Source organism: Pantoea sp. alder81, assembly GCF_020179835.1.
Classification (GTDB): domain Bacteria; phylum Pseudomonadota; class Gammaproteobacteria; order Enterobacterales; family Enterobacteriaceae; genus Pantoea.
In genome coordinates this window covers 47,712-66,139 of the sequence record NZ_JAIUDA010000007.1, presented here as the reverse complement: position 1 = coordinate 66,139, position 18,428 = coordinate 47,712, and the positions used below count along the sequence as shown (strand labels likewise).

Genomic DNA, 18,428 nt, shown 5'->3' with positions numbered 1-18,428 from the left:
GGCAGGAATCTTGCTTATTGTTGTCGATGATTATAGCTGAGAGCGTTAACGTGAATTTACTCACTATGAGTACTGAGCTGGGTTTTGTTTTTCTTTTTACTTTAGTGTTCCTGTTTTTTGCTCGTAAAGCCGCTAAAAAAATTGGGCTGGTGGACACACCTAATTCAAGAAAACGACACCATGGCGCCATTCCGTTAGTGGGCGGGATCTCCGTTTATGCGGGGATTTGCTTTGCTTTCGCTATTTCAGATTATTATTTGCCTCATGCGGCTCTTTATCTGAGCTGCGCAGGGGTGCTGGTACTGGTGGGAGCATTAGACGACCGCTTTGATATCAGCGTTAAAATCCGTGCATTAGTGCAGGCGGCGGTGGCCATCGTAATGATGGTTGGCGCGAAACTGTATCTGCTGAGCCTCGGATTTATCATTGGTCCGGTAGAGTTGGTGGTCGGGCCATTTGGCTACGTCTTAACGTTGTTCGCCGTCTGGGCTGCCATTAATGCCTTCAATATGGTGGATGGCATCGATGGCTTACTGGGTGGGCTGGCCAGTGTGACCTTTGCCGCCATGGGCATCATCCTCTATTTCGACGGGCAAACCAGTCTAGCGATGTGGTGCTTCGCCATGATCGCCGCCACCATTCCCTATATTTTGCTCAACCTGGGGCTGATTGGCCGCCGCTACAAAGTGTTTATGGGCGATGCAGGCAGCACCATGATTGGCTTCACCATTATCTGGATCCTGCTGGAAACCACCCAAGGTTTGAGTCATCCGATTACGCCGGTCACCGCGCTGTGGCTGATTGCCATTCCCTTGATGGATATGGTGGCGATCATGTATCGCCGCCTGCGCAAAGGTATGAGTCCATTTTCAGCTGACCGCCAGCATATTCATCACTTGATCATGCGCGCCGGCTTTACTTCACGTCAGGCCTTTGTGCTGATTACCGTGGCTGCAGCGCTATTGGCCGGTATCGGTGTGCTGGGAGAATACCTTGCCTTCATCCCCGAGTGGGTGATGCTGGTGTTGTTCCTGATGGCGTTTTTCCTTTACGGCTATTGCCTGAAACACGCCTGGCGTGTGGCGCGTAAAATCCGTCGTATTAAACGCCGCTGGCAAAGTAGTGGCGAAGATAAAAAATAAGTTACCCCGATCAGTACCCTGATAAGGACTTTTGTTATGACCTCTGTCGTTGTGGAGAACGAACTGGATGTGCGCGGCCTTGGCTGCACGCTGTGGCGCGGTAAGCGCTGGATTATCGGCTTTGCGCTGCTCTTTGCCTTATTGGCATGGCTGGCGTCGATGCTGATGAAGCAAGCATGGAGCACCACCGCGACGACCGATCGCCCGACGGTGAATATGCTGGGTGACTTCTTCGTGCAGCAGCAATTCCTCAATAATCTTGATGTGCGTACCAACACGCTTAATCTCAACACGCCCGCCCCAACAGTGATGGATGAGGTTTATCAGGAGTTCACCATGCAACTGGCCTCCTGGGATACGCGCCGTGATTTCTGGCAGCAGACCGATTATTTCAAAAGTCGTAAAAGTGGCAATGCGCACAACGATGCCGCACTGCTGGACGATCTGATTACCAATATTCAGTTCACGCCTGCGGATGCGGCGCATAACACGCTGGATAACATTAAGCTGATTGCCGAAACCGCCGGCGATGCAAATAACCTGCTGCGCCAATATATCGCCTATGCCAGCGAACGCGCGGCACGCCATTTGAATGCAGAGCTGAAAGGAGCGTGGCAGGCGCGCAGCGCGCAGCTGCAAGCGCAGGTCACTCGTCAGCAGGAAGTGGCACAGGCGGTTTTTGATCGCCAGCGTCAACGCATTGAACAAGCCTTAAAGGTCGCAAGCCAGCAGGGCATCAAAGAAAACCGTGCACCGGCCATCGGCGAAGCGCTGCCAGACAGCGATCGCTTCCTGCTGGGGCAGCAAATGCTGCAGGCTCAGCTCGATACATTGCAAGCCAGCGGGCCCGCTTACGATTTGAGCTATGATCAGAACAGAGCGATGCTGGGCACGTTGCAGGCAGGCGCGCAGTTGGATAAGCCATTCCAGACTTACCGCTATCTGCGTACGCCTGAAGAGCCGGTGTCGCGCGACAGTCCGCGCCGGGTATTTATGATGATCATGTGGGGCGTCATTGGCGCGCTGGTGGGTGCAGGTGTGGCGCTGGTGCGCCGTCCTCGTCCGACGTCACCAACGAGCCATTAAGAGAAGCCACGTGAAAGTTCTGACCGTATTTGGCACGCGTCCTGAGGCGATCAAAATGGCCCCGCTGGTGCAGGCACTGGCGCAGGACCCGTCGTTTGAATCACGCCTGTGCGTCACCGCACAGCATCGTGAAATGCTCGATCAGGTGCTGCGGCTGTTCAAGCTGCAGCCCGATTACGATCTCAACATTATGCGCCCGGAGCAGGGGCTGACGGAGATCACCAGCCGCATTTTACAGGGAATGAAAACGGTGCTCGCCGATTTCCAGCCTGATGTGGTGCTGGTGCACGGTGATACCACCACCACTTTTGCTGCTAGCTTAGCCGCTTTTTATCATCAGATTCCGGTGGGGCACGTCGAAGCAGGACTGCGCACCGGCAATCTGATGTCGCCCTGGCCGGAAGAGGCTAACCGAACGCTAACAGGCCATCTGGCGAGCTATCATTTCACACCCACCGAGAATTCACGCCAGAATCTGCTGCGTGAGAATCTGCCGGATGCGCGTATTTTTGTCACCGGCAATACGGTGATTGATGCTCTGCTATGGGTGCGCGATCGGGTGCTGGATGATACCGACCTGAATGCGCGTCTGGCTGCGCGTTATCCGTTCCTTGATGCGGATAAAAAACTGATTCTGGTCACCGGGCATCGACGTGAAAGCTTTGGCGGCGGTTTTGAACGTATTTGTAGCGCGCTGGCGCAGATTGCGCGTCAGCATCCGCAGGCGCAAATCGTCTATCCGGTGCACCTCAATCCCAACGTCAGCGAACCGGTGAATCGTATCCTAAGCGGCATCGACAATATCATTTTGATTGAGCCGCAAGAGTACTTGCCGTTTGTCTGGCTGATGAACCGTTCCTGGTTGATCCTCACCGATTCCGGTGGGATTCAGGAAGAAGCGCCGTCGTTAGGCAAACCAGTGCTGGTAATGCGTGACACCACTGAACGTCCGGAAGCCGTGGATGCAGGCACAGTGAAACTGGTCGGTACCGATATCAACCGGATTGTCGAAGAAGTCAGCCTGCTGCTGCGGGACGAAGAAGCCTGGCAGAGGATGAGCCGCGCGCACAATCCGTATGGCGATGGTCATGCCTGCTCGCGCATCCTGCAGGCACTGAAACAACACAGAGTATAATTATGCGTTTTGAAACCATTTCCGTTATCGGACTGGGCTACATTGGGCTGCCAACGGCGGCCGTTTTTGCCTCAAAGGGAAAAAAAGTGATCGGCGTGGATATCAATGTCCGCGCGGTCGAAACCATCAATCGCGGCGACATTCACATTGTTGAGCCAGAGTTAGGCGACGTGGTGCGCGAAGCCGTGCAGGCAGGTTTCCTGCGAGCTACCACGCAAGCTGAAGCCGCGGATGCCTTCTTAATCGCCGTACCTACGCCGTTTATCGGCGATCATCAGCCGGATCTGAGCTACGTACAGGCAGCCGCGTTGTCGATTGCACCGGTGCTGAAAACCGGCGATTTGGTGATCCTCGAATCGACCTCACCGGTTGGCGCTACCGAGCAGATGGCCGCCTGGCTGGCGGAGGCACGTCCTGATCTGCGTTTTCCGCAGCACGGTGATGACTGTGACGTGTTTATCGCTTACTGCCCTGAGCGCGTGCTGCCCGGCAAAGTGATGGTGGAACTGCTAGAAAATGACCGCGTAATTGGCGGCATGACGCCCGCCTGCTCAGCGCGTGCCAGCGAACTGTATCGCATCTTCCTGCGCGGTGAATGTGTTGAAACCAACGCGCGTACCGCCGAGATGTGCAAACTTACGGAGAACAGCTTCCGCGATGTGAATATTGCGTTCGCCAACGAGCTGTCGCTGATTTGCGCGGAACAAAATATCAACGTGTGGGAGCTGATTGCGCTGGCGAACCGCCATCCACGCGTCAACATTCTGCAGCCGGGACCAGGCGTTGGCGGCCACTGCATCGCTGTCGACCCCTGGTTTATCGTGGCGCAAAACCCTGAACTGGCCCGTCTGATTCGCACCGCGCGTGAAGTGAATGATGCCAAACCCACCTGGGTGTTAGATCAGGTTAAACAGCAACTGGCGGATTGCCTGACTGCCAGCGGCAAACGTGCTTCTGAGGTGACGATTGCCTGCTTCGGTCTGGCATTTAAACCGAACATCGATGATTTACGTGAAAGCCCGGCGATGACGGTGGCACACCTGATAGCCGAATGGCACAGCGGCCGCACGCTGGTGGTGGAACCACATGTGGCGGAAATCCCTGTGCGACTGGCCCATGAAGCGACTTTGGTTTCTACGGAGGATGCGCTGCAGCAGGCCGATATTGTGGTGATGCTGGTGGATCATGCGCAGTTCCGCGCCATCGATGCCAGCCAGATTACGCAGCAGTGGATTGTCGATACTAAAGGTGTCTGGCGATGAAACAGTTCCTGGTGACAGGTGGCGCAGGTTTTATTGGCTCAGCGCTGGTGCGTTTTCTGATTGAGCAAACCGACCATCGAGTGGTGGTGGTGGATAAACTTAGCTACGCAGGCAACTTAGCCTCTTTGGCTTCAGTTCAGAATGATGCGCGCTATGCCTTCGAGCAGGTGGATGTTTGCGATCGTGCTGAACTGGACCGCGTTATGGCCCAGTATCAACCCGATTGCATTATGCACCTGGCAGCGGAAAGCCATGTTGATCGTTCGATTGATGGGCCAATTGCCTTTGTCGAAACCAATATTGTGGGCACCTATCAGTTATTGGAAGCCGCACGCCATTACTGGAATGGCATGGCGGATGAACGTAAAAAAGGTTTCATCTTCCACCACATTTCCACTGACGAAGTGTTTGGCGATCTGCATGGCAGTGATGATTTCTTCACCGAAACCACTCCTTATGCCCCCAGCAGCCCGTATTCAGCCACTAAGGCCAGCAGCGATCATCTGGTGCGCGCCTGGTTACGCACTTACGGCTTGCCGATCATCGTCACCAACTGTTCGAACAACTATGGCCCGTATCACTTCCCGGAAAAACTGATTCCGCTCACTATCATCAATGCGTTGGCGGGGAAGCCTTTGCCGGTGTATGGCAACGGTAGCCAGATTCGCGATTGGTTATATGTAGAGGATCACGCGCGCGCACTTTATCGTGTGGTGAGCAGCGGTAAAGTGGGTGAAACCTATAATATTGGTGGTCACAACGAACGCCGTAATATTGAGGTGGTGGAGACCCTGTGCGATCTGCTGGACGAGTTGGCCCCACAGCAGCGCGCCACGCATCTGACGCGCTATCGTGATTTGATTACCTTTGTCACCGATCGTCCCGGTCACGATCTGCGTTACGCCATTGACGCCAGCAAAATTGCACGTGAGTTAGGCTGGACGCCGCAGGAAACCTTCGAAAGTGGCATTCGCAAAACCGTGCAGTGGTATTTGGCGAATCCACAATGGTGGCAGGCGATTCTCAACGGCAGTTATCGTAGCGAGCGGTTGGGTTTAGCCACGCCGCACTGAGGCACAATACAGGAGCAGCAACGATGAAAGGTATCATCCTCGCGGGTGGCTCAGGCACGCGCTTGCACCCTATCACCCGTGCTATCTCAAAGCAGCTACTGCCGGTTTACGACAAACCGATGATCTACTATCCGCTGTCGGTGCTGATGCTGGCGGGGATTCGTGAGATTTTGATTATCACCACGCCGGAAGACCGCGCGCATTTTGAGCGTCTACTCGGTGATGGCAGCGAGTTCGGCCTTCAGCTGCAGTATGCTGAGCAACCCAGCCCCGATGGTCTGGCGCAGGCGTTTATCATTGGTGAGTCTTTTATTGGCGAAGACAACTGTTGCCTGGTGCTGGGCGACAATCTCTATTTTGGCCAGGGCTTCAGCCCGAAACTGAAAAAAGTCGCTGCGCGGAGTCACGGTGCCACGGTGTTTGCCTATCAGGTGATGGATCCTGAGCGCTTTGGTGTCGTGGAGTTTGATGACGACTTCAATGCGCTTTCCATCGAAGAGAAGCCACAGCAACCCAAATCACGTTGGGCGGTAACTGGCCTCTACTTCTACGACAACCGCGTGGTGGAGTTTGCCAAACAGGTACAGCCTTCTGCACGGGGCGAGCTGGAAATCACCGCGATTAACCAGATGTATCTAGAACAGGGTGAACTCTCTGTCGAGTTACTGGGGCGCGGCTTTGCCTGGCTGGATACCGGTACACACGACAGCCTGATAGAAGCCAGTATGTTTGTGCAGACCGTGGAGAAACGTCAGGGCTTCAAAATCGCCTGTCTGGAAGAGATTGCGTGGCGCAACGGTTGGCTGAGTGACGAACAGTTGCTGGCGGCGGCGCAAGCGTTGACCAAAACCGGCTACGGCCAATACCTGATGGATGTTCTCCATGCCCGTCCTCGTCAGTATTAATCCCCTTGCGTGGGAAAGCGATTTCTTTGGCGTGAACAGTGCGCGTATTGAGCTGGATGGCGACTTCGCCCTGGCCGACGCGCTGCAGCAGCCAGGAATGTTGTGGCAGGCCAAAGTGCCCGCCGAGCGCACCGACGCTATTGATGCCTTGAGCCAGCACGGTTTTCAGCTGGTGGAAGGTGAGGCCGACCTCGCCATCAATATCAAACGCACCGAGCGCCAGGCCGGCGTACGCATTGCGCGTGAAGCGCAGATCCCGGCATTACGGGAGGCGGCATCGCATGCGTTTCGACAAAGCCGTTTTCGTTCCCCCTGGTTTAACGCCGATGACAGCGGTCGCTTCTATGCGCAGTGGGTTGAAAACGCGGTACGCGGCACTTTTGATCACCAATGTCTGGTGGCCAGCGACGAAGCTGGCCAATTACAAGGCTTTGTCTCGATGCGTGAAGTCAACGGTGATGCGCGCATCGGCCTGCTTGCCGTACAGCCCGAAGCACAAGGCCAGGGCATTGGCCAACGTTTGCTGCTGGCGGCGGCAGATTGGGGCCGCGTGCGGCAGCTGGAACGACTGCGCGTCGCGACACAGCTGAGCAATCTCACGGCGATGCGCCTCTATTTACGCAGCGGTGCTCGCCTCGAAAGCACCGCTTACTGGTTTTACAGGAAAGCCTCATGATCCCATTTAATGCGCCACCGATTGTCGGCAGCGAAGTTGAATACATGCAGTCGGCGATGGCCAGCGGCAAACTCTGCGGTGACGGCGGCTTTACCCGTCGCTGTCAGCAGTGGATGGAGCAGCATTTTGGCAGCAAAAAGGTGCTGCTGACGCCATCCTGCACCGCATCACTGGAAATGGCCGCGCTGTTAATCGATATCCAGCCCGGCGATGAAGTGATCATGCCGAGCTATACCTTTGTCTCCACCGCCAATGCCTTCGTACTGCGCGGTGCGGTGATTGTGTTCGTCGATGTGCGCCCTGATACGTTGAATATCGATGAAACCCTTATTGAAGCAGCGATCACCGAGAAAACCCGTGCGATCGTGCCGGTGCACTACGCGGGCGTCGCGTGCGAGATGGATAGCATCATGGCGCTGGCGGCGAAGCATCACTTGTTTGTGATTGAAGATGCGGCGCAGGGCGTGATGTCCCAGTACAAGGGGCGTGCGCTCGGCACTATTGGCCATATTGGCTGCTTTAGCTTCCACGAAACCAAAAACTACACCGCCGGTGGCGAAGGTGGGGCGACGCTGATTAATGACGCGAAGCTAGTGGAGCGCGCGGAGATCATCCGTGAAAAAGGCACCAACCGGAGCCAGTTCTTCCGTGGTCAGGTGGATAAATATACCTGGCGCGACATCGGTTCGAGCTATTTGATGGCAGACCTGCAAGCTGCCTATTTGTGGGCGCAGCTGGAAGCGGCTGAGCGCATTAACCAGCAGCGTTTGCGCCTGTGGCAGCGCTATTATGATGCGCTGCAACCGCTGGCGGCGGCGGGACGCATCGAATTGCCGGTGGTGCCGGATAACTGCCTTCACAATGCGCACATGTTTTACATCAAGCTGCGCGACAGTGACGATCGCCAGGCGCTGATCAACTGGATGAAAGAGGCGGAAATCCTCACGGTGTTCCACTACATTCCCTTGCACTCTTCGCCAGCCGGTGAACGTTTTGGTCGCTTCCACGGTGATGATCGCTTCACTACCAAAGAGAGTGAGCGCCTGCTGCGTCTGCCGCTGTTTTATAACCTGTCGGATAACAACCAGCGTACGGTGATCAGTTCTCTGCTGAGTTTCTTCGCCTGATGTCGTTAGCCAAAGCTTCAGTCTGGACGGCTTCGTCTACGCTGGTGAAAATTATTGCCGGTCTGCTGGTGGTGAAACTGCTGGCGGTCAGTTTTGGGCCGGAAGGGGTTGGCCAGGCCGGTAATTTTCGTCAGCTGATTACCGTGTTGGGCGTACTGGCCGGGGCGGGGATCTTCAACGGTGTCACCACCTACATTGCGCAGTTTCAGCAGCAGCCGGAGCAACTGCGTGCCGTGACGGGTACGGCGTCAACTATGGTGATCGGCTTTTCCACCCTGTTGGCGCTGGTTTTCTTGCTGGCGGCGGGGCCGATTAGCCATGCGCTGTTTGGTCATGACGACTATGCCAACGTGGTACGCATCGTGGCATTTCTGCAGTTAGGGATTGCCTGGGCCAACCTGACGCTGGCCTTGCTCAAAGGCTTTCGCGATGCGCGCGGCAATGCGCTGGCGTTGATTATCGGTAGCCTGGTGGGCGTGCTGGGTTATGTGTTGTGTTGGTGGCTGGGTGGATATGCTGGAGCGTTAGTCGGCTTAGCACTGGTGCCTGCACTGTTGGTGTTCCCGGCATTGCTGATGCTGCGACGTCATCGTCAGGTGTTGCCACTGCGCTGGTTAAAACCGAGCTGGCAGCCCGAACTGGCGCGAAATCTGGCAAAGTTCACCCTGATGGCGCTGATCACCTCCGTCACCTTGCCAGTGGCGTGGGTGATGATGCGTAATCTGCTGGCCGAACAGCAGGGTTGGGCGCAGGTGGGGCTGTGGCAGGGCGTGACCAGTATTTCCGATGCCTATCTGCAATTTATCACGGCGACTTTTAGTGTCTGGTTGCTACCGACGCTGGCGCGACTGGAAAGTAAACCGCAGATTGCGCGTGAAATTGGGCGTGCCCTGCGTTTTGTTCTGCCCGCTGTGGCTGCGGCCAGCTTTTGCGTGTGGTTACTGCGTGATGTTGCCATCTGGCTGCTGTTTTCTCCGCAGTTTGCCGCGATGCGTGACCTGTTTGTCTGGCAGTTGTGTGGTGACGTCTTTAAAGTCGGCGCTTATGTTTTCGGATACCTGGTGATCGCCAAAGCTTCACTGCGCTTTTATATTTTGACGGAAATCAGCCAGTTTGTGCTGCTGACCGCGTTCTCACATTGGCTGATTCCATTACATGGAACCGCCGGAGCCGCACAAGCCTATATGGCGACTTACGTGCTCTACTTCGCCCTTTGCTGTGGCGCCTTTATGATTTATTGCCGGAAAAAATGACTTTATTTCACGTGCTGGGATCGGATATCCCACATCATAACCATACGGTGTTGCGCTTCTTTAATGAGGTGATGAGCACTGAGTTGCCGGCTGCTGGACCGCGCCAGTTTATGGTGGTGACTTCAACGCCTGAAGCGCTGCAGGCTTATACCGCGCTGCAGATCGAAACCTATCCCAGCAAACGTGCGCTGGCACAGGCGGTGATAGCCCGCGCGGCTGACCGCGCGCAACGCTTCTTCTTTCACGGTCAGTTCAATCCGCAAATTTGGCTGGCTTTGCTCAGTGGTAAATTGCGGCGTGAGCAGGCGTTCTGGCATATCTGGGGCGCGGATCTGTATGAAGAAGGGCGCGGGCTGAAGTATCAAATTTTTTATCTGCTGCGCCGTATGGCACAGCGTCGCATTGCTCACGTGTTCGCAACGCGTGGGGATTTGCACGCTTTTCAGCAACGCCATCCGCGTGTGCCTACTTCACTGCTCTATTTCCCAACACGCATGCCCGATGCCGCAGTGCCTGGCGGTGAAGCGAGCGGTGATTTCACCGTGCTGTTGGGTAATTCAGGTGATCGCAGCAACAACCATATTGAAGGCTTGCAGGCGATTCGAGCGCAGTTCGGCGATCGGGTGAAAGTACTAGTCCCACTTGGCTACCCGGAAAATAATCATGAGTATATCGAAGAGATCAACACGGCCGCGCAGCGCCTGTTCCTCCAAGGTCAGGTGACGCTATTGCGCGACAAGATAGATTTTGACACCTATCTGCAATTGCTCAGCGACTGTCAGCTCGGCTATTTTATGTTCGAGCGCCAGCAGGGTATTGGCACGTTATGTCTGCTGATTCAGGCCAATATCCCCTTTGTGCTGACTCGAAAAAATCCGTTCTGGCGCGACCTCAGCGAACAAGGACTGCCGGTGCTGTTCAGCGAAGATGCGCTGGATGCGTCGAGTGTGGCTGAAGCACAGCGGCAGCTGGTGCAGTGTGATAAATCCGCGATTGCCTTCTTTGCCCCGGGTTATCTGGCTGGCTGGCGCAACGCGTTGACCCTGAGTGAAAGGGAGAGAACATGAGCCTGATGCAGTTTAGTGGTCTGCTGGTGGTTTATCTGTTCTCGCTGGGCTTCATTTTGACGCTGACCTGGCGGGAATTTAAACGGGTGCGCTTTAACTTCCACCTGTTCTTCACCATTTTATATTTGCTGACTTTTTATTTCGGGTTCCCGCTCACCAGCGTGCTGGTGTTCCGCTTTAACGTGGAAGTGGTGCCGCCGGAGTTCCTGTTGCAGGCGTTGCTGGCTGCCACCAGTTTCTACGCCATCTATTACGTCAGCTATAAAGTCCGCTTGAGGCCGATCAACGCTGCGCCGCGTAAACCCTGGCTACAGATGAACCGTGTTGAAACCCATCTTACCTGCTTGTTACTGGCGTTGGTGGCGATTGGCACGGTGACCGTGTTCTTCATGCACAATGGGCTGCTGCTGTTCCGACTCTCTGCTTACAACCAGATCTTCTCCAGTGAAGTGTCCGGCGTGGCGCTCAAACGCTTCTTCTACTTCTTTATTCCGGCGATGCTGATCCGCTATTTCCTCAACCCAACGCAGCGTCAATGGCTGTGGTTTTTGCTGGTCTCGGTGGCCTTTGGTTTACTGACCTATGCGCTGGTGGGTGGGACGCGTGCCAATATCATCATCGCCTTCGCCCTGTTCCTGTTTATCGGTATTACGCGCGGATGGATCACCTTGTGGATGCTGGTGGGCGCGGGCCTGATGGCGATTGCCGGCATGTTCTGGCTGGCGCTGCGCCGCTATAACCTTGATGTGGTGGGCGACGAAGCGTTTTACACTTTCTTGTATTTAACGCGTGATACTTTCTCACCCTGGGAAAACCTCGCGCTGTTGTTGCAGAACTACGACAAAATTGATTTTCAGGGCTTAGCACCGATCTGGCGTGACTTTTATGTCTTTATCCCGAGCTGGCTCTGGCCTGGCCGTCCTTCGATTGTGTTAAACAGCGCCAACTACTTCACCTGGGAAGTGCTGAACAACCATTCAGGACTGGCGATTTCGCCTACGCTGCTGGGCTCGCTGCTGGTAATGGGCGGTGTGTGGTTTATTCCACTGGGCGCGATTGCCGTCGGCTGGCTGATGAAAGGATTCGATAACCTCTATCTGCAAGGCCGTGATGCTTCCAACCGCTATAGCGGTGCGATTCTGCAGAGCTTCTGCTTCGGCGCGGTCTTCAATATGATCGTGCTGGCGCGTGAAGGGCTGGATGCTTTCGGTTCGCGCGTGGTGTTCTTTTGCATTATTTTTGCTGCCTGCATGGCGGTGGCTAAATTGCTGTACTGGCTGTTAGCGCGCGCGGGTTTAATTCGCCCGCGCCGCGAGCCGGTGGTTCACAGCCTGTCTTAACCTTTGGGAAAATGATTCATGGAAACCGATAAGCCGCGCTATAACCTGCGCGGTGTCGATCTTCACGCCTTTAACGACATGGACAGCTTCCTGCACTTCTTGCTGCCGGATGGCCAGCCGCGCTGTGGCACGCTGGTGGCGATGAATGCAGAAAAGATGCTGACGCTGGAAGAGGATGCGCAACTGCGTGCACTGATTGCTGAAGCGGAATTCAAATATCCGGATGGCATCAGCATCGTACGCTCATTACGCAAAAAATATCCGCAGTTGCAGGTGAACCGCATTGCCGGTGCCGATCTGTGGGAAGCCTTGATGGAGCGTGCAGGCCGCAGCGGCATTCCGGTGTTTCTGATTGGCGGTCGTCAGGCGGTGCTGGATGAAACCTGTGACAAACTGCGTCGCCAGTGGAACGTGAACATTGTCGGCAGTCAGGATGGCTATTTTGCCCCAGCCGAGCGTGAGGCGTTGTTTGCGCGCATTGCGGCCAGCGGTGCACAGATTGTCACGGTGGCACAGGGTTCGCCGCGTCAGGAGTTGCTGATGCGTGATTGTCGTGCGCACTGGCCGCATGCGCTGTATATGGGCGTGGGCGGTACCTACGATGTTTTCACCGGTCACGTCGCGCGTGCACCACGAATCTGGCAGAAATTAGGGCTGGAATGGCTCTATCGTCTGATTCGGCAGCCATCGCGCTGGCGCCGACAATTAAAATTGCTGAAATATTTGCGCTATCACTGGCGTGGCGATCTCTGATATCGCCGATTTTTTCAGCAATATCATCAGTGCAGGCAGCAAAACTGCATTAATAATCGACGGAATGCACAAAGCGTAATCAAACGCGTTTTTTTTATAAAAAAGCGCTGGACAGTATGAGGTCAAGCCCGTAGTATGCCCATCCGCAACGGCGCTACGCGCCCGTAGCTCAGCTGGATAGAGCGCTGCCCTCCGGAGGCAGAGGTCTCAGGTTCGAATCCTGTCGGGCGCGCCATTTAGTTTGTGCGCAAGAGCTTCGGTGGTTGGTTTAACCGCGTTATGCAGTGAAAGAAAATAGTAAGCAGAGATGCTTACGCACCAGAATTATGGTGGCTATAGCTCAGTTGGTAGAGCCCTGGATTGTGATTCCAGTTGTCGTGGGTTCGAGTCCCATTAGCCACCCCAAATTTTGCTGGGCACGCGATGGTGGCGGAATTGGTAGACGCGCTAGCTTCAGGTGTTAGTGTTCTTACGGACGTGAGGGTTCAAGTCCCTCCCTTCGCACCAGGCAAAATTACGCGGTAGCGTGAAGAAATAAGATACAGAAAAAATCGGCGAGTAGCGCAGCTTGGTAGCGCAACTGGTTTGGGACCAGTGGGTCGGAGGTTCGAATCCTCTCTCGCCGACCATATTCGAAAAGCCTGCTTGAAAAAGCAGGCTTTTTTCGTTTTGTCTTTCCCTCGATTGATCCTATCCTTCTCAGCATCTCAGCATCTCAGCATCTCAGCATCTCAGCATCTCAGCATCTCAGCATCTCAGCATCTCAGCATCTCAGCATCTCAGCATCTCAGCATCTCAGCATCTCAATCTCTCAGCCGCTTGCCGCTTATTAGATCACTCTCCCTGCTCCTGTCGTCAAAATGAGACTTGTAACTTATTGATTTTAAATCAGCTGACAGTTCCTTGCATTGAATGTCGTTGAGAGGAGACAGTTATTGAGGGGCGTGTAGCGAAATCACGACGCGCTGTTCAGCCTGAGGTAAGCTCATGCGGCTATCTTACTGATTTAAAATAACTTATCTCTGAATCTGCAATTCTGGCACGACTTATGCAATAATAATCCTGTAGATGCTCATTCCACCTCTTATGTTTGCTGATGCTACATAAACCTGGGAATGATGCAGAGCCCCTTACGGTATCCGTTGTCCAGCCTGGCAGTCATTGCGCACGCTTTACTGCAGTAAGAAGGACATTACGTTGAGTCGGATACCATCAGTTGTCTGAACGACCTGATCTTACACCTGCTTATGGCAGGTGTTTTTTTATCTGCAATTTATATCCATTCCTCTGCTCTTCAGGCAAAAAAAAAGCCGGGACAAGCCCGGCGTGCACAAAAGTAACAATCGTTAAATCAAGCGTTTGGATTGGTCTTTAAGGTGAGAAGCAGACCTTCACGGCGCATTTTGGCCGCGTCTTCGGGCCGATGCAGACGATCGTAAACATCGGCCAGCCAGGCGTAATCAAAGGCATCCTGGCGTTGGGCCAGAGCCTGCTGGAAAGCCTCTGCGGCCTGTTGCCACTCACCGTGACGCATCAGCATCTGGCCTAAAGTACTATGCAGCAGCGGCGTCGCGCCATGCTGTTTGATTTGCTGACGCAGCGCTTTTTCCAGTGATTGTGGATCGCCACTTTTAATGCGCGGCATCAGCAGCACCAGGCGATCATCATACTGACGCTTCAATCCTTCCAGCACGATGCTTTGCGCGGTATCCGGATCATCACACTCAATCAGATGTTCTGCCATTGCCACCTGCAGCGCTGTCTCCTGACGGGTTTTACGGCTCTGGTTTTGCCACCACTTCTTCAGACCTTCGCTGCCTTGATCGGCCATGGCCTGATTCATCATGCCTAGCCAGGCTTGCTGTTGTAGCGCCTCACGATGGGCTTCGTCATTGACCTGAGATTTCTGCATAGAGGGCAGAATATCCAGCAATGCGCCCCATGCGCCGGTGCGAATATAGGCCTGTTCAGCCAGACGCAGCACTTCCGGATGACGCGGCGCGACTTCCAGTAAACGGTCAATGCCATGGCGGGCTGCATGATCTTCATTGCGCGCCAGCTGCAGGCGCACGCGAGTGATCTCAACCGGAATGGTGTCATTCTCAGACAGCTCAGAAGCGCGTTCGAGATGTTGATTGGCACGCACTTCGTCACCACGCTGTTGTGCCGCTTCGGCTGCCAGCAGATAGTTAGCCACTGGCTGATCGGCGTGATCGGCATTCTTCGACAGCAGCTTTTCAACCTGCTTGTAATCACCTTCCGCCAGTTTCATCAGTGCACTTTGCGTGTGACGCTGTGCGCTACGACGCTTACGACCAACAAACCAGCCACGCGTGCGTGCACCGGTGCGGAATACGCGGCGCAAAATCCACTCAATAAGCAGAATTACCAGCAGACTGAGGATCAGGATGATAGCCAAACCGGTGACGCTGGTTTCCACGTTCCAGTTGTCGGTCTGAATCAGCACGTAGCCCTGATGGCCGGCAATCATCGGCCCTAAGACCACGCCTGCGATCAGCAGCAGGAAAAGCACCAATACTTTCAGCATGCTTAGCCTCCCTGTTGATCAGCCGGAACCGATGGCTGCGCCAGCAGGTTGCGCACGCGCGTCTGCATCAGTTTTTCCAGCAGCGCCTGACTTTCCAGCGTATCCGGCACATCCATCGAAATGTTTTGCTGACTCAGTTCATCCAGCTGTGCAAGGAAGGCTTTGGTGGCAGCGTCATTGGTGTCATACCAGGCGCGTACCCAGGTCGAGACCGCATCAATAGACTGTTTATAGATTTCGTCCTGATGACGAGGAACGGCCTGGGCGGCAATCAGCAGGCGCGAACGGATATTTTCACGCAGATAAACATCCTGATTCGGCGCCAGCAGCGGCTGCGCGGTATTATCACGGCGGCGGATAGTGATGAAATCATCCATAAAGTTATGCCAGCTCTTCACCAGGTTTTGACGCCATTCGTGCAGCGAGCTGGAAAGCTCTCCGCCATCGGCATCCATCGGTGAATCATCACTGTCATTGTCAGCCAGACGCAGATTATCGACGCCGTTCGACAGCTGATTAAGTTTGAGGATGATGCCGTCGTAATCGACCTGGCTCACCGTTGAGAGTGAACTGATATCCTGCGTCAGTGCACGGCGCACATTCATCACGCTCGGGTCATTCATATCGGCCAGGCTGGTATCGGCGCTTTTCAGCAGCGCGGCGGCCGTGGTGACATCCTGATCGCTCCACAGCTTGCGGCCCGCCAGTTTTACGAGGTAATCCGCTTGCGCCAGCAGCCAGGTGCGGGTGTCATTGCCGGAAATCGTCGCGACTTTATCGCGCAGGGTTTCCAGCTCTTTGGCGCTGTTGTCCTGCTGGGTACGCGCTTCCTGCAACGCCGTGTTCGCGGTGTCCAGTTGTTGCGTCAGCTGCTGTTTGTCGCTACCCAGTTGCTGCTGCAGGGCGCTCAGCTGTTCACTCAGGTTCTGGTTTGTCTGAGCCTGTAAATCGGCCTGGTGTTTCCCATTGAGGTAAAGTCCCGCGCCAATCGCCAGCGCAATCACAATCGCCACCGCACTCAGTACTTTGCCATCGCTTTTTTTATCGCGAGGCTTTTTACCGGCTGGTGTGGGGGAAGTGTCCGCAGGGGTGGTTTCTTCAACCATGGCGGAGGAGGCTTTTTGTTCCGTCATTATGGCTCATCCCATTGTTAAGTTCAGCGTAACGCACGCAGCAGCGCATCGTTATCAGCACCATCGGCTATCTCAATATCCTGCCAGCCTAATTCGGCGGCCTGAGTAGCCAAACGTTCACTGACGACCACCAGTCGACAGTGCAATAACCATTCCCGACGATCGATTGGCGGAAACAGTGCAAACAGTTGTTGTAACATCTCACCACTGGTGACGACCAGCGTCGTAATCCCGCGATCGCGCCAGCGACGGCCTTCAATCGCGCCCTCGTAAAGCTTTTCACACCGTTGGTAGCACTCGCAATATTCCACCTCGGCGCCACGTTCCAGCAGGGTTTCTGCCAGTAACTCACGGCCTGGGCTGCCGCGCAAAATCAGCGCACGCTTGCCTTTTACCTGCTGCAGGCGATTGAGTCGCACTAACTCTTCGCTGGTCTCCCGCGCATGAGGATAGTCTACTTTTAGATGACTGACGGTATGCAGTGCCAGCGCGGTGCTGCGCCCTATAGCATAGTAGTCGAGTGTTTCGGGCCAGGTGAGGGCACTGTGCTGAAGTGCCGGGTGGGCAAACAGCACCACCTGCTGTGACAGCAGAAACACCAGGTCGCCCGGTCGTAAAGCCGCCAGTTTTTGCGGCAATTGTTGCAGATCGCGACCCGGCGTGAATTCTATCAGCGGCAGAGTCCACGCCAGTTTTCCCAGGGTTCGCAGACGCGAAACCAGTTCACTGGCAGCGGGTTCCGGGCGGGTCACGAGAATGGTCATGCAGGCGTTTGCCCCTGATAAACGTCGCGCAGGATGTCGCGGGCGCCGCCATCCAGTAGCTCTTCCGCCAGGGAAATCCCCATCTGTACGGCGTTTTCGCGCGGACCACGGCGTTCACCTACCACCATTTGATGGCCATCCGGTGAACCGACTAAGCCACGCAGCCACAGCTGATTGCCTTCCAGCACGGCAAAGCTGCCGATCGGTACCTGACAACCGCCTTCAAGGCGTGTGTTCATCGCGCGTTCAGCGCGCACACAAACATCGGTATCGGCGTGATTCAGTGCCTGCAACAAGGTAATCAGTTCGTGATCATCAAGACGACATTCAATGCCGACGGCACCCTGACCCACGGCGGGCAGCGAGATTTCAGCGGGCATCGCCTGGCGAATACGATCGTCGAAATTTAAGCGCTTCAGGCCTGCCGCGGCAAGAATAATGGCGTCATATTCTCCGGCATCCAGCTTGCCCAAACGGGTGCCCACGTTGCCACGCAAAGAGCGGATGATAAGATCAGGGCGACGCGCACTGATCTGACACTGACGACGCAGACTGGAAGTCCCCACAATCGCGCCCTGTGGCAGTTCATCAATGCTGTTATAAAGGTTGGAGACGAAGGCATCGCGCGGGTCTTCACGCTCGCAAATGGTGACGAGGCCCAAGCCTTCCGGGAAATCTACCGGCACATCCTTCATGGAGTGCACCGCAAGATCGGCACGGTTTTCCAGCATTGCCAGTTCAAGTTCTTTAACAAACAGGCCTTTTCCACCGACTTTAGCCAGCGGTGTATCGAGGATGATGTCACCTTTAGTGACCATCGGCAGCAGCTCAACCTTTACGCCCGGATGTGCAGCCATCAGGCGCTGTTGGACATATTGTGCCTGCCATAAAGCAAGGGGACTTTGTCTGGTAGCAATTCTGAAAATTTTGTTTAACATGCTGTTAACCATTTTGATCGTTCATCGATTATCCTATCATTGATAGGGGAATGCTGTCAGTTTCAACGGATTGAAAAGGCCTCGATGTCAGTTGTTACGCATTATTGCGTCATTTTCTGACGTCTAAGTCCGAAAAAGCAGGGCTACATGGGGAACGTGCTAAACTGTCATGTAGCGCAACTTTCTTTACGGTCAATCCTCCAGGTGTTAGATTGATCACGTTTCC

16 protein-coding genes and 4 tRNA genes are annotated in these 18,428 nt (G+C 54.8%); 16 read left to right on the top strand and 4 right to left on the bottom strand.

The window, feature by feature from the left end:
• Nucleotides 1-65: 65 nt before the first annotated feature.
• The 16 genes from wecA to LBW88_RS18365 all read left to right on the top strand — a co-directional run bounded on the left by wecA (nucleotide 66) and on the right by LBW88_RS18365 (nucleotide 13,448).
• The gene (gene wecA, locus LBW88_RS18440) at nucleotides 66-1,142 is read left to right on the top strand and encodes a UDP-N-acetylglucosamine--undecaprenyl-phosphate N-acetylglucosaminephosphotransferase (RefSeq protein WP_200574210.1); all 1,077 of its coding nucleotides are present in this window, start codon (nucleotides 66-68) and stop codon (nucleotides 1,140-1,142) included.
• A gap of 36 nt (nucleotides 1,143-1,178) precedes the next feature.
• On the top strand, nucleotides 1,179-2,228 hold the full coding sequence (wzzE, locus tag LBW88_RS18435; RefSeq protein ID WP_224933772.1) for an ECA polysaccharide chain length modulation protein: 1,050 nt from the start codon (nucleotides 1,179-1,181) through the stop codon (nucleotides 2,226-2,228).
• Between the two features lie 10 nt (nucleotides 2,229-2,238).
• The gene (wecB, locus tag LBW88_RS18430; protein ID WP_224933773.1) at nucleotides 2,239-3,363 is read left to right on the top strand and encodes a non-hydrolyzing UDP-N-acetylglucosamine 2-epimerase; all 1,125 of its coding nucleotides are present in this window, start codon (nucleotides 2,239-2,241) and stop codon (nucleotides 3,361-3,363) included.
• A 2-nt stretch (nucleotides 3,364-3,365) separates the two neighbouring features.
• The gene (gene wecC / locus LBW88_RS18425) at nucleotides 3,366-4,625 is read left to right on the top strand and encodes a UDP-N-acetyl-D-mannosamine dehydrogenase (RefSeq protein WP_224933774.1); all 1,260 of its coding nucleotides are present in this window, start codon (nucleotides 3,366-3,368) and stop codon (nucleotides 4,623-4,625) included.
• Entirely contained in the window at nucleotides 4,622-5,698 is a 1,077-nt protein-coding gene (gene rfbB, locus LBW88_RS18420) for a dTDP-glucose 4,6-dehydratase (protein WP_224933775.1), read from the top strand. Before wecC ends, rfbB begins: the two co-directional genes overlap by 4 nt.
• Before the next feature lie 23 nt (nucleotides 5,699-5,721).
• On the top strand, nucleotides 5,722-6,603 hold the full coding sequence (rfbA, locus tag LBW88_RS18415; protein WP_224933776.1) for a glucose-1-phosphate thymidylyltransferase RfbA: 882 nt from the start codon (nucleotides 5,722-5,724) through the stop codon (nucleotides 6,601-6,603).
• Complete coding sequence (rffC, locus tag LBW88_RS18410) at nucleotides 6,581-7,279, top strand: dTDP-4-amino-4,6-dideoxy-D-galactose acyltransferase (protein ID WP_224933777.1); 699 nt, start codon at nucleotides 6,581-6,583, stop codon at nucleotides 7,277-7,279. Before rfbA ends, rffC begins: the two co-directional genes overlap by 23 nt.
• On the top strand, nucleotides 7,276-8,406 hold the full coding sequence (rffA, locus tag LBW88_RS18405; RefSeq protein ID WP_224933778.1) for a dTDP-4-amino-4,6-dideoxygalactose transaminase: 1,131 nt from the start codon (nucleotides 7,276-7,278) through the stop codon (nucleotides 8,404-8,406). Before rffC ends, rffA begins: the two co-directional genes overlap by 4 nt.
• The gene (wzxE, locus tag LBW88_RS18400; protein ID WP_224933779.1) at nucleotides 8,406-9,659 is read left to right on the top strand and encodes a lipid III flippase WzxE; all 1,254 of its coding nucleotides are present in this window, start codon (nucleotides 8,406-8,408) and stop codon (nucleotides 9,657-9,659) included. Before rffA ends, wzxE begins: the two co-directional genes overlap by 1 nt.
• Nucleotides 9,656-10,726: a TDP-N-acetylfucosamine:lipid II N-acetylfucosaminyltransferase gene (locus LBW88_RS18395; protein ID WP_224933780.1), complete on the top strand. Its 1,071-nt coding sequence runs from the start codon at nucleotides 9,656-9,658 to the stop codon at nucleotides 10,724-10,726. Before wzxE ends, LBW88_RS18395 begins: the two co-directional genes overlap by 4 nt.
• Nucleotides 10,723-12,066, top strand: a complete 1,344-nt coding sequence (gene wzyE, locus LBW88_RS18390; protein ID WP_224933781.1) for an ECA oligosaccharide polymerase — start codon at nucleotides 10,723-10,725, stop codon at nucleotides 12,064-12,066. Before LBW88_RS18395 ends, wzyE begins: the two co-directional genes overlap by 4 nt.
• 18 nt (nucleotides 12,067-12,084) lie before the next feature.
• The gene (gene wecG / locus LBW88_RS18385) at nucleotides 12,085-12,819 is read left to right on the top strand and encodes a lipopolysaccharide N-acetylmannosaminouronosyltransferase (RefSeq protein WP_224933782.1); all 735 of its coding nucleotides are present in this window, start codon (nucleotides 12,085-12,087) and stop codon (nucleotides 12,817-12,819) included.
• 158 nt (nucleotides 12,820-12,977) lie between these two features.
• Nucleotides 12,978-13,054 (top strand) — tRNA-Arg (locus tag LBW88_RS18380).
• Nucleotides 13,055-13,148: 94 nt separating this feature from the next.
• Nucleotides 13,149-13,224 (top strand) — tRNA-His (locus LBW88_RS18375).
• Nucleotides 13,225-13,239: 15 nt separating this feature from the next.
• Nucleotides 13,240-13,326 (top strand) — tRNA-Leu (locus LBW88_RS18370).
• A 45-nt stretch (nucleotides 13,327-13,371) separates the two neighbouring features.
• Nucleotides 13,372-13,448 (top strand) — tRNA-Pro (locus LBW88_RS18365).
• Nucleotides 13,449-14,170: 722 nt separating this feature from the next.
• On the opposite strand, the gene hemY is transcribed toward LBW88_RS18365, so the two are convergent.
• From hemY to hemC, 4 genes are read right to left on the bottom strand one after another with little or no spacing between them, the layout of a single operon-like run.
• Entirely contained in the window at nucleotides 14,171-15,367 is a 1,197-nt protein-coding gene (hemY, locus tag LBW88_RS18360; protein WP_224933783.1) for a protoheme IX biogenesis protein HemY, read from the bottom strand.
• 2 nt (nucleotides 15,368-15,369) lie between these two features.
• Entirely contained in the window at nucleotides 15,370-16,500 is a 1,131-nt protein-coding gene (gene hemX, locus LBW88_RS18355; RefSeq protein ID WP_224933784.1) for a uroporphyrinogen-III C-methyltransferase, read from the bottom strand.
• A 23-nt stretch (nucleotides 16,501-16,523) separates the two neighbouring features.
• Complete coding sequence (gene hemD, locus LBW88_RS18350; protein ID WP_224933785.1) at nucleotides 16,524-17,264, bottom strand: uroporphyrinogen-III synthase; 741 nt, start codon at nucleotides 17,262-17,264, stop codon at nucleotides 16,524-16,526.
• Nucleotides 17,261-18,202 (bottom strand): hydroxymethylbilane synthase, encoded by a 942-nt coding sequence (hemC, locus tag LBW88_RS18345; RefSeq protein WP_224933786.1) that lies wholly within the window; start codon nucleotides 18,200-18,202, stop codon nucleotides 17,261-17,263. Before hemC ends, hemD begins: the two co-directional genes overlap by 4 nt.
• Nucleotides 18,203-18,428: the final 226 nt, after the last annotated feature.

Bases quoted from the DNA above. Each gene is read 5' to 3' on its own strand.
- rffA (WP_224933778.1), top strand. From the start codon at position 7,276: ATGATCCCATTTAATGCGCCACCGATTGTCGGCAGCGAAGTTGAATAC.
- hemX (WP_224933784.1), bottom strand. From the start codon at position 16,500: ATGACGGAACAAAAAGCCTCCTCCGCCATGGTTGAAGAAACCACCCCT.
- wzyE (WP_224933781.1), top strand. From the start codon at position 10,723: ATGAGCCTGATGCAGTTTAGTGGTCTGCTGGTGGTTTATCTGTTCTCG.
- wzzE (WP_224933772.1), top strand. From the start codon at position 1,179: ATGACCTCTGTCGTTGTGGAGAACGAACTGGATGTGCGCGGCCTTGGC.
- wecC (WP_224933774.1), top strand. From the start codon at position 3,366: ATGCGTTTTGAAACCATTTCCGTTATCGGACTGGGCTACATTGGGCTG.
- hemY (WP_224933783.1), bottom strand. From the start codon at position 15,367: ATGCTGAAAGTATTGGTGCTTTTCCTGCTGCTGATCGCAGGCGTGGTC.
- hemD (WP_224933785.1), bottom strand. From the start codon at position 17,264: ATGACCATTCTCGTGACCCGCCCGGAACCCGCTGCCAGTGAACTGGTT.
- wecG (WP_224933782.1), top strand. From the start codon at position 12,085: ATGGAAACCGATAAGCCGCGCTATAACCTGCGCGGTGTCGATCTTCAC.
- hemC (WP_224933786.1), bottom strand. From the start codon at position 18,202: ATGTTAAACAAAATTTTCAGAATTGCTACCAGACAAAGTCCCCTTGCT.
- LBW88_RS18395 (WP_224933780.1), top strand. From the start codon at position 9,656: ATGACTTTATTTCACGTGCTGGGATCGGATATCCCACATCATAACCAT.
- wzxE (WP_224933779.1), top strand. From the start codon at position 8,406: ATGTCGTTAGCCAAAGCTTCAGTCTGGACGGCTTCGTCTACGCTGGTG.
- wecA (WP_200574210.1), top strand. From the start codon at position 66: ATGAGTACTGAGCTGGGTTTTGTTTTTCTTTTTACTTTAGTGTTCCTG.
- rfbB (WP_224933775.1), top strand. From the start codon at position 4,622: ATGAAACAGTTCCTGGTGACAGGTGGCGCAGGTTTTATTGGCTCAGCG.
- rffC (WP_224933777.1), top strand. From the start codon at position 6,581: ATGCCCGTCCTCGTCAGTATTAATCCCCTTGCGTGGGAAAGCGATTTC.
- rfbA (WP_224933776.1), top strand. From the start codon at position 5,722: ATGAAAGGTATCATCCTCGCGGGTGGCTCAGGCACGCGCTTGCACCCT.